Annotated in this window: 16 protein-coding genes; 7 read left to right on the top strand and 9 right to left on the bottom strand. The window is 67.1% G+C overall.

The genetic code is table 11. The features are described from left to right. Positions 1-49: 49 nt before the first annotated feature. Complete coding sequence (locus ACZ5TO_RS19545; RefSeq protein WP_464800896.1) at positions 50-1,411, top strand: chloride channel protein; 1,362 nt, start codon at positions 50-52, stop codon at positions 1,409-1,411. Between the two features lie 29 nt (positions 1,412-1,440). Here ACZ5TO_RS19545 and ACZ5TO_RS19540 read toward each other — a convergent pair whose 3' ends face one another. The 9 genes from ACZ5TO_RS19540 to ACZ5TO_RS19500 form a co-directional block, all read right to left on the bottom strand. Continuing rightward, positions 1,441-2,691 carry a Na+/H+ antiporter NhaA gene (locus tag ACZ5TO_RS19540; RefSeq protein ID WP_184141208.1) on the bottom strand — a complete coding sequence of 417 codons (1,251 nt, stop codon included), beginning with the start codon at positions 2,689-2,691 and terminating at the stop codon, positions 1,441-1,443. 136 nt (positions 2,692-2,827) lie between these two features. Continuing rightward, on the bottom strand, positions 2,828-3,439 hold the full coding sequence (ureG, locus tag ACZ5TO_RS19535; RefSeq protein ID WP_184141206.1) for an urease accessory protein UreG: 612 nt from the start codon (positions 3,437-3,439) through the stop codon (positions 2,828-2,830). A 34-nt stretch (positions 3,440-3,473) separates the two neighbouring features. Then, complete coding sequence (locus tag ACZ5TO_RS19530; RefSeq protein WP_464800895.1) at positions 3,474-4,136, bottom strand: urease accessory protein UreF; 663 nt, start codon at positions 4,134-4,136, stop codon at positions 3,474-3,476. Further along, positions 4,129-4,581 (bottom strand): urease accessory protein UreE, encoded by a 453-nt coding sequence (gene ureE / locus ACZ5TO_RS19525; protein ID WP_464800894.1) that lies wholly within the window; start codon positions 4,579-4,581, stop codon positions 4,129-4,131. Before ureE ends, ACZ5TO_RS19530 begins: the two co-directional genes overlap by 8 nt. A gap of 11 nt (positions 4,582-4,592) precedes the next feature. Then, the gene (gene ureC / locus ACZ5TO_RS19520; RefSeq protein WP_464800893.1) at positions 4,593-6,305 is read right to left on the bottom strand and encodes an urease subunit alpha; all 1,713 of its coding nucleotides are present in this window, start codon (positions 6,303-6,305) and stop codon (positions 4,593-4,595) included. Then, a complete protein-coding gene (locus ACZ5TO_RS19515; RefSeq protein ID WP_464801001.1) occupies positions 6,305-6,610 on the bottom strand; it encodes an urease subunit beta in 306 nt (101 codons plus the stop codon). The genes ureC and ACZ5TO_RS19515 overlap by 1 nt, the downstream gene beginning before the upstream one ends. 2 nt (positions 6,611-6,612) lie before the next feature. Continuing rightward, positions 6,613-7,188 (bottom strand): HupE/UreJ family protein, encoded by a 576-nt coding sequence (locus ACZ5TO_RS19510; RefSeq protein ID WP_464800892.1) that lies wholly within the window; start codon positions 7,186-7,188, stop codon positions 6,613-6,615. Positions 7,189-7,207: 19 nt separating this feature from the next. Then, complete coding sequence (locus ACZ5TO_RS19505; protein WP_184141196.1) at positions 7,208-7,510, bottom strand: urease subunit gamma; 303 nt, start codon at positions 7,508-7,510, stop codon at positions 7,208-7,210. 10 nt (positions 7,511-7,520) lie between these two features. Then, a complete protein-coding gene (locus ACZ5TO_RS19500; RefSeq protein WP_464801000.1) occupies positions 7,521-8,315 on the bottom strand; it encodes an urease accessory protein UreD in 795 nt (264 codons plus the stop codon). A 435-nt stretch (positions 8,316-8,750) separates the two neighbouring features. Here ACZ5TO_RS19500 and ACZ5TO_RS19495 point away from each other — a divergent pair, with 435 nt between their 5' ends. From ACZ5TO_RS19495 to ACZ5TO_RS19470, 6 genes are all read left to right on the top strand, one after another. Further along, the gene (locus tag ACZ5TO_RS19495; RefSeq protein WP_464800891.1) at positions 8,751-9,179 is read left to right on the top strand and encodes a DUF2267 domain-containing protein; all 429 of its coding nucleotides are present in this window, start codon (positions 8,751-8,753) and stop codon (positions 9,177-9,179) included. A gap of 103 nt (positions 9,180-9,282) precedes the next feature. Beyond that, positions 9,283-10,791 carry a PAS domain S-box protein gene (locus ACZ5TO_RS19490; RefSeq protein WP_464800890.1) on the top strand — a complete coding sequence of 503 codons (1,509 nt, stop codon included), beginning with the start codon at positions 9,283-9,285 and terminating at the stop codon, positions 10,789-10,791. Next, on the top strand, positions 10,787-11,407 hold the full coding sequence (gene fixJ / locus ACZ5TO_RS19485) for a response regulator FixJ (RefSeq protein WP_464800999.1): 621 nt from the start codon (positions 10,787-10,789) through the stop codon (positions 11,405-11,407). The genes ACZ5TO_RS19490 and fixJ overlap by 5 nt, the downstream gene beginning before the upstream one ends. 95 nt (positions 11,408-11,502) lie before the next feature. After that, the gene (locus ACZ5TO_RS19480; protein ID WP_464800889.1) at positions 11,503-12,150 is read left to right on the top strand and encodes a helix-turn-helix domain-containing protein; all 648 of its coding nucleotides are present in this window, start codon (positions 11,503-11,505) and stop codon (positions 12,148-12,150) included. Positions 12,151-12,242: 92 nt separating this feature from the next. Continuing rightward, positions 12,243-12,623: a baeRF12 domain-containing protein gene (locus ACZ5TO_RS19475; RefSeq protein ID WP_464800888.1), complete on the top strand. Its 381-nt coding sequence runs from the start codon at positions 12,243-12,245 to the stop codon at positions 12,621-12,623. A 38-nt stretch (positions 12,624-12,661) separates the two neighbouring features. After that, on the top strand, positions 12,662-12,874 hold the full coding sequence (locus ACZ5TO_RS19470; RefSeq protein ID WP_464800887.1) for a hypothetical protein: 213 nt from the start codon (positions 12,662-12,664) through the stop codon (positions 12,872-12,874). Positions 12,875-12,879 lie beyond the last annotated feature (5 nt).

Raw genomic sequence — 12,879 nt, 5'->3', positions numbered from 1 at the left:
ATGGCCCGGAACGGGCATGCCGCCGGTCCAGCGCAAACCGAAAACCCGGATGGCCGATCTATACCGCAAATCGAAACTGCTCCGGCGCTCCCGCGTCTTCTGGGGATCCTTCTCGCTCTGGCGCCCGCGCCTCGTCTTCTGGTGCGGGGCGCTCGCGACCGGCGTGATCAGCGTCGGCTTTGCCAAGCTCGCGGACCTTGCCCAGCGCGCTTTCGCGCATGCGACCGCGGCCACGGAATGGAGCTTCCTGCTGCCGCTCCTCCTCACGCCCGCCGGTTTTGCGCTCTCGGCCTATCTGGCGATCCGGTTTTTCCCGAATTCGCAGGGTAGCGGCATCCCGCAGGCAATCGCCGCGCGGCACCTGAAGGATGAAGAGGACCGCAGCAGGCTATTGTCCCTGCGCGTCGCCTTCGGCAAGATCATGCTGACCGTGCTCGGCCTTCTTTCCGGCGCCTCCATCGGGCGCGAGGGCCCGACGGTCCAGGTCGGCGCCTCCATCATGCTGGCCGTCGCGCGCTTCGGCGGCATGGCGCAGGCGCGCGGCCTCATCCTCGCCGGCTCGGCCGCCGGCATCGCCGCCGCCTTCAACACGCCGCTTGCCGGCATCGTCTTCGCCATCGAGGAGATGAGCCGCACCTACGAGGCACGCGCCAACGGCTTCGTGCTCGCCGCCGTCATCCTCTCCGGCCTTGCCGCGCTCGGCATTTCGGGCAGCTACCAGTATTTCGGCTCCACGTCGGTCGCCCCGACCGACCTGCGCGACTGGTGCCTCGTCCTCGTGTGCGGCATCGGCGGGGGCGCGCTCGGCGCGGCCTTCAGCGGCTTTGCCCTTTATTTCGGCCAGCGCATCCGCCGCTGGGCCCAGTCCGAGCCGATGAAGCGCATGGTGCTGTTCGCCCTTGCCTGCGGGCTCGCCATCGCCGTCATCGGCGTCGTTTCCGGCGGGCGCACCTTCGGCACGGGCTATGCCGAGGCCAGGAGCGCGGTGCAGGGCGAGGCCCTTCCCCTCCTCTTCTTCGTGGAAAAGTTCGCGGCGGGGTTCCTCTCCATGCTGTCCGGCATACCGGGCGGCATCTTCGCCCCTTCCCTCTCGGTCGGCGCCGGCCTCGGCAGCACGGTCGGCTCGCTTCTCGGCACCAGCGTCGCGCTTGCGGCGGTCCTCGGCATGGCGGGCTATTTCGCCGGCGTCGTGCAGGCGCCGATGACGGCCTTCGTCATCATCCTCGAAATGACCGGCGACCATGACGCCGTCATCCCGCTGATGGCCGTCTCCATGCTCGGCTATCTCACCTCCCGCATCCTGTCCCGCGAGCCGCTCTACCACGGGCTCTCCCGCGTCTTCATCGCCGCCGCGATCCGCGCGCGCCGCGTCGCCGAAAAGAGCGCGGACCAGGCAGCCCCGGGCACCTAGCCGGGGGCGGACGGCTATGCCCGGCGCCGCTACACGCTCCGGCGCACCCTGCAGATACGACCGGCGGCAATGGCGATGACGGCGCTGACAAGGCTGAACAAAGCCCCCATCTTCGCCGCGTCCTGAACCGGCCCGGCCGGGAAGGCGACCGAGGCCACGAACAGCGCGACGGTGAACCCGATGGCAGCGACGCAGCCGACGACGGGCAGGTCGCGTATCTCCATGCCCTGGGGCAAGCCGAGGCGCAGCGGATAGGCGGCGATCCAGCCGAACAGGGTGATGCCGAGGGGCTTGCCGATGATCAGCCCGAGAAGCACCAGCCAGGTGGGCTCGGAAATGGTCGAGAACTCGACGCCGGCATTGAGCAGCCCGAAGCCGAACAGCACGAACTGCACGGGCACCTTCAGGCCATGCTCGATCACGTTGAGCAGGTCGGTCTGGTAACGCTCCTCCTCGGCGAAGACGCCGAATTCCCGCTCCGCATGCGGAATGGTCGGCACGATGGGCAACAGGCCGAGCGCCGGATGCAGGCCGGCCATCTGGAAGGCGTACCAGCTCAGTGCACCCGCCAGCGCCCAGGGCCAGAATCCCAGCGTCTTGCGCACCCAGGTGGAACGAGGCCGGTCCTGGTTACCCCGGTCGAGCCTGCGCGGCAGCACATTGGCAAGGAAGAAGACGCCCAGCGCCGCGGCGAGCGAGAGCAGAAGCCATGCCGGCGCCACCTCGCCCGACGGATAGAAGATCGCAAGGATGGCGAGCCCGCCGGCATCGTCGGCGATGGCGAGGAGAAGCAGGAAGCCGATCGCCGGATGACGGGCGCCGAAGACCATCCGCCCGACGAGATAGGAAAACGCGATATCGGTGGCCGTCGGGATGGCCCATCCGCGCGAGACATCCGCAAGAACGCCAAGAGCCATGGCGAGGCAGAGATAGACGACGACGGGGCCTGCCATGCCGCCGACGGTCGCGATCAGCGGTGTCAGCGCCTTGCGGCCGCGAAGCGCACCGTCGCGAAGCGCCACGGCCTCCCAGACCTCCTTGGCGGCGATGGCGAAGAAGAAGGCCATCAGCCCGTCGTTGAAGAGGAAATGCAGGGTCATGACCCTGCGCGGCGCGTCCTCATGGGCTTCCAGCACACCGACCGGCCCGCCGGCCCACAACTGGAAATGCACGAGGGCGTGATAGCTGTCGGGCGCCGTATTGGCCCAAAGCAGCGCGATCACCGCGCCGCCGATCAGCATCAGCGAGTAGTCGGTGACATAGTTCCAGACACGATACATCGGCGCCCTCCTTGTGGGGCGTCGACCCCGGCATCTCATCTATGCAGGAAGATCGTCCATATATGACGATCTCGCAAGCCTTTCAGGACGTTATCGACAAAATGCGACGCCGCTCGGGCGGCCCCGCATCCTTCCCTCACAATCCGCCCTGGATGCGCAGGAAATCGACGATGCGGTCCACGCCGTCTGCGCGCTTCATGTCGGAGAAGACGAAGGGGCGCCCTGCGCGCATGCGCGTCGCATCCCGCTCCATGACGTCGAGATCGGCGCCGACATGGGGCGCGAGATCCTTCTTGTTGATGACGAGGAGGTCCGAGCGGGTGATGCCGGGCCCGCCCTTGCGCGGGATCTCCTCGCCCTGGCAGACCGAGATGACATAGATCGTCAGGTCCGCAAGATCGGGCGAGAAGGTCGCCGCGAGATTGTCGCCGCCCGATTCGATGAAGACCACGTCGAGATCGGGAAAACGCCGGTTGAGATCGGCGATGGCCTGCAGGTTGATCGAGGCGTCCTCGCGGATCGCCGTGTGCGGGCAGCCGCCGGTCTCCACGCCGACGATGCGCTCCAGCGGCAGCGCCTGCATGCGCATGAGTGCCTCGGCATCCTCCTTGGTGTAGATGTCGTTGGTGACGACGGCGAGGGAATAGTGCCCGCGCATCGCCTTGCAGAGCTTTTCTGTCAGCGCCGTCTTGCCGGAGCCGACAGGACCGCCGATGCCGACGCGCAAGGGACCGTTCTTCGATGTCATTCCCACCTCCTGAAAATCCGGGTTTGCAGCCTTCTCACGAGCGGAAGAGCCGCGTCGGCAAAGTCTCGTGGCGAAGGCTCGCGATCTCGGCCCGCAGCGTCGCGGCCCCGAGATCGTCCAGTGTGGAACCCGCAGCCCGCGCCGCCGATGCCAATATCCGCGCCTCCAGTCCCGCCAGCACCGTCACGCCGTCCTTCTGGCCGATAACGCCGCAGCGGATGGCGACCGAGACGAGGTTCGACGCGACGGCATGGAGGTAGGCGGCAAGCCCCGCCTCCGCCGCAATGCCATGAGCCGCCGCCACCGCGCCGACCGCGACCGGATAGGCCGCCGCCCCGCCGAGACGGTCGAGAACCGGATGCGGCCAGTTCGCCGCGGCCGAAAGGAAGGCCCCGCCCTGCAGCATGGTTTCGCGATGCCGCTCCGCCGAGCCCGACAGGGCCTCCGCCAGCGCCGCGGCCTCCGCCAGCCGCTCATCGTCGGCCAAGGCGTTATGCGCCTCGGCGAACAGCACGGCGTCGTTCCAGAGAGTGCCATATGCAAGGAGGCTTTCGAGCCAGTCCTTCAAGGTCCCGGCATCCCGCACGTCGCCATCCGCCACGACCTGCTCCAGCCCGCCGGAATAGGAGAAGGCGCCGACCGGGAAGGCGGGCGACAGCCAGGTCATCAGCCGGACGAGATCGGCCGTTTCAGTCATGGCCGTGGTGATGGTGGCCGTGATAGGCGCCGCGCAGCGGATGGAAAGGCTCGGATATCTCGCGGACCGATGCGCCGAGCCCTGTCAGCATGTCGCGGATGACGTGATCGCGCAGGATCAGGATGCGTGCCTCCTCGATCTGCGCCGGAAGGTGGCGGTTGCCGAGATGCCAGGCAAGCTCGACGAGATGCAGCCTGTCCTTCGGGGTCACCTCGTAAAGCAGCTCCTCCGCCGCGATCACCTCGACGGTCTCTCCCGTCTCCGTGAGGATGAGGTCGCCATGGGCCAGCAGCACCGGCGCCTTGAGGTCGAGCATGACCACGTCGTCATGCTGCATGTGCAGGAGCTTGCGGCGCACATGGCGCTGGTCGTGCGTCAGGACGACCACGTCGATGGGGGTGCGGGCGTCATCGGGCTTCAGGATTTCGGTGGAGCGGTAGGGCAAGGCCGACCCTTTCAGAACAGGAAGTAGCGCTGCGCCATGGGCAGCACGGTCGCGGGCTCGCAGGTGAGCAGCTCCCCGTCGGCGCGCACCTCGTAGGTTTCGGGATCGACCTCGATATGCGGGGTCGCGTCGTTGAGGATCATCGAGGCCTTGGAAAGGCCGCCGCGGGTGTTCTCGACGGCCACCATGTCCTTGGTGACGCCAAGGCGCGCCTTCAGGCCGCCCTCCAGCGCCGCCCTGCTCACGAAAGTGACGGAGGAGAGCGCCGGAGCGCGCCCGTAGCTGCCGAACATCGGCCGGTAGTGCATCGGCTGGGGCGTCGGGATCGAGGCGTTCGGATCGCCCATCGGCGCGGCGGCGATGGCGCCGCCGACCAGCACCATGTCCGGCTTGACGCCGAAGAAGGCGGGGTTCCACAGGACGAGATCGGCGCGCTTGCCGGTCTCGACGGAGCCGACATGCTTCGAAAGCCCCTGCGCGATGGCTGGATTGATCGTGTATTTGGCGATGTAGCGCCGTACGCGCAGATTGTCGTTGTCGCCGGTTTCGCCGGGCAGGCGCCCGCGCTGCACCTTCATCTTGTGGGCCGTCTGCCAGGTGCGGATCGGCACCTCGCCGACGCGGCCCATGGCCTGGCTGTCGGAGGAGATGATCGAGAAGGCGCCGATATCGTGGAGAATGTCTTCCGCGGCGATGGTCTCCTTGCGGATGCGGCTTTCGGCGAAGGCGATGTCCTCGGGGATCGACGGCGACAGGTGGTGGCAGACCATCAGCATGTCGAGATGCTCGGCGATGGTGTTCTGCGTATAGGGCCGCGTCGGGTTGGTCGAGGACGGGATGACGTTGGCAAGGCCGCAGACGCGGATGATGTCCGGCGCATGGCCGCCGCCCGCCCCTTCCGTGTGGAAGGCATGGATGGTGCGGCCCCTGAAGGCGGCGATGGTGTCCTCCACGAAGCCGCTTTCGTTCAGCGTGTCGGTGTGGATCATCACCTGCACGTCGTAGTCGTTGGCGACGGAAAGGCAGGTGTCGATGGCGGCCGGCGTCGTGCCCCAATCCTCGTGCAGCTTGAGGGCGCAGGCCCCGCCTTCGATCATCTCGACGAGCGCCGCCGGCTTCGAGGCGTTGCCCTTGCCGGAAAGGCCGAGATTGATCGGGAAGGCGTCGAAGGACTGGATCATCCGCGCCAGATGCCAGGGCCCCGGCGTACAGGTGGTGGCGAGGGTGCCGTGGGCAGGGCCCGTGCCGCCGCCAAGCATGGTGGTGACGCCGGACATCAGCGCCTCCTCGATCTGCTGCGGGCAGATGAAGTGGATATGCGCGTCGATGCCGCCGGCCGTCAGGATGCGCCCCTCTCCCGCAATGACCTCCGTACCGGGGCCGACGACGATATCGACGCCCGGCTGGGTGTCCGGGTTGCCGGCCTTGCCGATCTTCGCGATCAGCCCGTCCTTCAGGCCGATATCGGCTTTCACGATACCCCAATGATCGACGATCAATGCATTGGTGATGACGGTGTCGACCGCCCCTTCGGCGCGCGTCGCCTGGCTCTGGCCCATGCCGTCGCGGATCACCTTGCCGCCGCCGAACTTCACCTCCTCGCCGTAGACGGTGAAATCCTTCTCGACCTCGATGAAGAGTTCGGTATCGGCAAGGCGCACGCGGTCGCCGACGGTCGGGCCGTACATCTGCGCATAGGCGGCGCGGGAAAGGTGGGCGGCCATCAGAGTTTCCCCATAACTTGCTGGCGAAAACCGTAGATCTCACGGTTGCCGCCGATCGGCACGAGCCGCACGATACGCTCCTGCCCCGGCTCGAAGCGAACGGCGGTGCCCGCCGCGATGTCGAGGCGCATGCCGCGCGCAAGGGGCCTGTCGAAGGAAAGCGCCGGGTTGGTCTCGAAGAAGTGGTAGTGCGAGCCGACCTGGATCGGCCGGTCGCCGGTATTGGCGACGGTGAGCGTCACCGGCTCGCTTCCTGCGTTCAGCAAGATATCGCCGTCGCCGGTCAGGATTTCCCCGGGGATCATGGTCACGCCCCCGCCACGAGCCAGAGGCCGCCGAGCGCCGCAAGGCCGCCGGCAATCCGCGCCGCGATCCGCCCTGCGCGTCCGCCGAGGCCGAGGCCCAGCGCCACACCCGCGCCGTGCAGCAGCGCGGTCGCCGCCGCAAAGCCGGCCATGAAGGAAAGGCCGCTCGCGCCGCCGAGCTCCAGTCCGTGCGCATAGCCGTGGAACAGGGCGAAGAAGCCGACGACGGCCATGCCGACTGCGGCCGGCACCTGAAGGGCCACCATCGCCAGAAGCCCGATCACCACGACGGAGCCGGCAATGACCGGCTCGACGAAGGGCAGGCCGAGCCCGCCGAGCGCCGCGAGGAACCCGACGCTCATCGCCGCAACGAAGGCGGCGGGCACGGCCCAGAGTGCCCGCCCGCCGATCAGCGATGCCCAGAGGCCGACGGCGACCATGGCGAGCAGGTGGTCGGCGCCCGTCAGCGGATGCGAGAAGCCGGCCCCGAGCGAGCCGTGCGCGACCGGATCGAGGTGGGCGAAGGCCGGGCTTGCGGCCGCGCCGGTCAAAAGCAGGGTGAGAAGCAGTCTTTTCATCGGTTTGCCCTTTCGAAAGTCAGCGGATGGGCTGGTGGACGGTCACGAGCTTCGTTCCGTCGGGGAAAGTCGCTTCCACCTGCACGTCGTGGATCATCTCGGCGATGCCCTCCATCACCTGGTCGCGGGTCACGACATGGGCGCCCGCCTCCATCAGGTCGGCGACCGGGCGTCCGTCGCGCGCGCCCTCGACCACGAAATCGGTGATCAGCGCGATGGCTTCGGGATGGTTCAGCTTGACGCCGCGTTCCAGCCGTTTGCGCGCCACGATGGCGGCCATGGCGATCAGCAGCTTGTCCTTCTCGCGGGGGGTGAGGTTCATGGGGCCGTTCCTATAATTGCCAGACTTTCGGCAGCGGGCGTCCGGCGAGCAGAAGCGAAAGAAGCGGTTCGAGACGCTGGCGGAGCGCAAGGCCGGAGGCTGAGACGAGACGTATCAGCAGCTTGCCGTCCCAGGCGCTCGCCCCGCCCGCATCCCCGATGGATGCGCGCACGGCCTCAAGCAGCCGCTCCGGCTCGGGCGCTGCGTAGAGGACGGTCGCCATGGCAGAGCAGCCGGATAGCGTCGCGGGCCGGGCAAGCCGGGCGGCGATGGCGCCGGAAACGCGGAAGTCCTCGGCGAAAACCAGCCTGCCATCGCGGCGGATGCGCCAGCGATCGTGCAGCGCGCCGTGGGAAAGGGTCTCGCCCATGGCGGTGCGGCCGAACAGCACCGCCTCCACCGCCACGAGCTCGGCATCGCCTTCAAGGTCGGCCTCCAGCCGCCGCGAAAGGCGCCCGCCGTCGAAGAGGATGGTTTCCTGCGGCAGCCAGGCGAGGCGGCCGCCGGCGCCGACCGCAAGCCTGTTCGTCACCGTTGCCGCCTCGCCTGTCGAACGATAGACCCGCTCGCAGGCCTGCGTGGTGACCGTCGCCGCCGTCGCGCCCGCAGCCTCGATTTCGGTGGATATCCGGTCGCCGCCCGCAAGCCCGCCCGCCGTGTTGATCAGGATCGCCTCCGGCGGCGATCCGGGCAAGGGCGTTGGCAGGCGGATCTTGACGCATCCCTCCTGGTAGAGCGTCCGCAGCCGCGTCGCACCATGGCGCCGGTGGAAGGCAAGCCGCGCGCTGCCCTCGGCGCGCTGCATGCGCACCGGCACGGCCGAGCCGTCCGGCACATCCGGCGCGGGAAACACGATCACCGGCAACCCCGTCCGGCGCGGTGATCGGATATGTGCCCTCTGTCGAAATCGCCCATGGTCTGCGTGGCCCCGATGGTTGTCCCCACCACGATGCAAGGGCCATGCCATCCGTCTGCGTGACCGAAATCCCGGCAAAAGCGCCCGCGATAGCCATGATCGCCACCGGCCCCGGAAGGCATGCGCCTAAAAATTATGCATCCGCACAAATTTCAGCCCTTGCCGGCTGGCGGAGAAATGAAACGGACCCGCCGCGGGGATTTTGATTCGCGTCAATGCAGCAGGGCGCCGGGCGGCGTTTGCTGGATTGCCTGCCGGATCGAGCCGACCGGGCAAAGCAAGCCGCAAGCGCGAGCGCACCGGCGCTGCACAAGGAAATGTCCCATGAGCGGCACATCGATCGCCAATTTCACCCAGGCAGCGCAACAGGCGCAGCAATGGGTCAACGAACTTGCCGAGGATCTCGGCTGGACGCAGCCGCGCGCCTATCACCTGCTCCGGTGCGTGCTGCATGCCCTGCGCGACTGGCTGTCGCCGGAGGAGATGACGGACCTCTCCTCGCAATTGCCCGTCCTGGTGCGGGGCATCTACTTCGAGAACTGGAAGCCCCGCGAAACACCCGTATGGGAGCGCAGGAAGGAGGATTTCATCGCCCGCGTCGAGGATGCCTTCCCCAGCGATGCGCCGAACGATCCCGACGAGGCCGTGCGCACCGTCTTCCGCCTGCTCGACAGGCACATTTCCCACGGCGAGATCGTGCAGGTGAGGAATTCGATGCGCAAGCCGCTGCGCGACCTGTGGTCGGCAACCTGAGGTCGCCCTGCACACTTCCCTTCATGCGCGCATGGATATATTCTCGACGCCAGTCAATATGTCCTCGGATGGTGCCGAAACCGGGCGTCTTGACGGGAGAGGCATGCCGGCGCGCGATTTGCCACGATTGCAGGGACGCTTCCTGCAGACCATCTTTTCACCACGCTTCGAAGGAAGGGCGGGGTATGTCCTTGCGCTGATCGCCGTCGCCGCGGTCTTCATCGCCCGATGGCTGCTCCAGGGCGTGCTTGGAAACACGGCGCCCTTCATCCTCTTCACGCCGGTCATCCTCGTCGCGGCCATCGCGGGCGGCGTGGGGCCGGGCCTGCTGGCCTCGCTGCTCTCCCTCATCGGCGCGGCCTATATAGCCGGCCCTGACCAGGCTGTAGGGGTGCAGACGGGCCTCTTCGCCTTCGTCGGATTGACGATCACCTGGATGGGCGAGATGCTCCATCATGCGCGCCGGGCAATCGACAAGACGGAAGGCGCGCTGAGGGCGCGCGAGGCACATCTCCGCCTGATCCTCGACACCGTTCCCGATGCGACGGTCGTCATCGACGAACAGGGGCGGATCACCTCGTTCAGCGCCGCCGCGGTGCGGCAGTTCGGCTACAAGGAAGCCGAAGTGATCGGCCAGAACGTGCATGTTCTCATGCCGGATCCCTATCGCCACGAGCATGACGGTTATATCCGCCGCTATGTCGCGACGGGGGAAAAGCGGATCATCGGCATCGATCGCGTCGTCGTGGGGCGCCGCAAGGACGGCACCACCTTCCCGATGAAACTGGCGGTCGGCGAGATGCGCTCGGGGAACGGGCGGTATTTCACCGGCTTCATCCGCGACCTCACCGAACGCGAGGAGTCCGAGGCCTTGCTGCAGGAGGCCCAGAGCGAACTGGCGCGGCTCGCGCGCCTCAACGAACTGGGGGAAATGGCCTCGACGCTGGCGCACGAGCTCAACCAGCCGCTCGCGGCCATCGCCAATTACGTGCAGGGCTGCGTCCGGCTTCTGGACGGCATCGCCGAGGGGCCGGCCGCACAGATGCGCGAGGCGCTGGCGGATGCCGCCCGGCAATCGCTGCGCGCCGGAGAGATCATCCGCCATTTGCGGGAATTCGTCACACGCGGCGAGACGGAAAAGGCGCCGGAGGACCTGCGCAAGCTGATCGAGGAAGCCGCTGCGCTCGCGCTTGTCGGCTCGCGCGAACTTGGCGTGCGGACGGTGTTCGCCTTTTCGCCCGATACGAAAGAGGTGCTTGTCGATCGCGTGCAGATCCAGCAGGTTCTCATCAACCTGATGCGCAATGCGATGGAAGCCATGCGCGAGAGCAGCCGGCGCGAGCTGACGGTCCGCACCATGCGGGGCGAGACCGGCATGGCCTTCGTCGAGGTCGCCGATACGGGCCCCGGGATTCCCGGCGAGATCGCGGCCCGTCTTTTCCAGCCCTTCGTTACGAGCAAGGCAAGCGGAATGGGCATAGGGCTCTCGATATCCCGGCGCATCATCCAGGCGCATGGCGGCGACATATCGGCAGTCCGGAACGGCGATGCGGGAACGACCTTCCGCTTCTCGCTTCCGATTGCCGGAGAAGGGAGGCCCCATGACGATTGACAGCTATGTCGTCCACGTCGTCGACGACGAGGAACCCGTGCGCAAATCGCTGGCCTTCCTCCTTACGATGTCGGGTTTCACCGTGCGCGTACACGAATCGGCCACACGCTTTCTCGACGTGGCGCCGACGCTTGCGAAGGCCTGTCTCGTCACGGACCTGCGCATGCCGGACATGAGCGGGGTCGAACTCCTGGAAAAGCTCGGTGCGGCCGGCCTTCTCATTCCCGCCGTCGTCATCACCGGCCACGGCGACGTGCCGATGGCCGTGTCGGCCATGAAGGCGGGCGCGGTCGATTTCATCGAAAAACCCTTCGAGGACCGGACCCTGATCGACGCGATCACGCGTGCCGCCAGCCGCCTCGAAGACGCGAGCGAGATATCCGCCGACATCGCGACGTTGCGGGCGCGCCTGAACAGCCTTTCCGAACGGGAACAGCAGGTCCTTTCCTCGGTCGTCGCGGGGGCGGCAAACAAGACCATCGCCTACGACCTCGACATCAGCCCGCGCACGGTGGAGGTGCACCGCGCCAACATCATGTCGAAGATGCAGGCGAAAAGCCTGCCGGAACTCGTGCGCATGACCATCGCCCTCAAGGCCGCCGGCAAGGCGCGCTAGGCCGCGCCTACGTAGTTTCCCTTACGGAGATGACCGAATTTCGCCCTCGCAGGATTTGCGCGATTGATCGTCCCATCGACATCCGGGGAAAGATCATGGCGCTTCACGAAGAAATTCAGGCATCGTTCTACCGCAAGGCCGCATTCGAGCCGGGGCTTGCCGCCCGCCCCGGAAGCGGCGAGGCTCCGACCTTCTTCAGCGCAGGCGCCGAGATCTACGCGCAGGGGGAAAAGAGCAGCAGCCTCTATACCGTCGAGTTCGGCGCCGTGCGCGTCTATCGGCTCCTTGCCGACGGCCGCCGGCAGATCTCCGCCTTTCTCCTTCCCGGCGAGATGTTCGGGTTCGAGACGGATACCACGCATCACTTCTTCGCCGAAGCCATATGCGCCACCGGAATCAGGATCCAGCGCGCGACGCTGCTGCAAGGCGACCTTGCCGGCGCGCTCCTGCCCATGGCGCTGCAAAGCCTCGTGCGGGCGCAGGAACACCTGCTCGTGCTCGGCCGCCACAGCGCCGCCGAGCGGGCCGCCGCATTCCTGCTCGACATGTCGGAACGCCAGGGCGGCCTGCGGCGTCTGGACCTGCAGATGTCGCGCGCCGATATCGGCGACTATCTCGGGCTCAGCATCGAGACCGTGTCGCGCGTGTTCTCCAGGTTCCGCCAGAAGGGCATCATCCGGCTGCCGAACCTGCGCGGCGTCGAAATCGTCAAGCTCCAGGCGCTGAAGGACCTGGCCGCCTAGCCGGTGCCGGCGCATCCGAACAACGATACCGCCGCGGACCGGCGGACGAACAGACAGGGAGAAACACAATGATCTTGCCGAACGGTGCAACGGTGGCGGTCGTCGACGGGCGGACGATACTTCTGTTCCAGAACATCGCCCACGAGCCCGGCATCGAGCTCTTCGCCCTGCCGGAACCGCGGGTGGAAGAAGACCATGCCGGGTCCGGCGGACGCCACCGGAACAGCGCGGGAAATCCCGACAAGGCCCGCCTTTCGGAGGACGACTTCGCAGCGGCGGCAAGCGCTGCCCTGAACCGGGCCGCGATCGCCGGAAGCATCGGCAAGCTCCTGATCGTCGCGGATTCGCGAACGCTCGGGGAGATGCGCCGGCACTTTCACAAGAGCCTGCGGGACAGGCTGCTCGGCGAAATCGCGAAAGATATGACCGGGCACTCGAGAACGGAGATCGAGGCGGCCATCCGGACGGCTTGAATGCGCGTTCGCATCGGGCTCCTCGCAGGCATCGCTCCATGTGGCAACCGGCTTCCACTGCGCCCTACAATCAGGATCTCGAACTGGCGGTCTTCGACCGGGACGGCATGAATGCGCTCGTGTTCCCCTGCCGGCGAACGCTGGTCGGCTGGGTCAAATCCGGCACGAGGGAGCATGTCGAGATATCGCCGACCCATTGGCGCCCCTGGGGCGAAAGCGACCCGGCCGGCAACGGGCGGCACGCGCCATGAGCCTC

This window comes from Shinella sp. Sh6, assembly GCF_055392685.1.
Note: the sequence above shows the minus strand (reverse complement) of the source record. Positions and strands in the feature narration are given on the sequence as shown.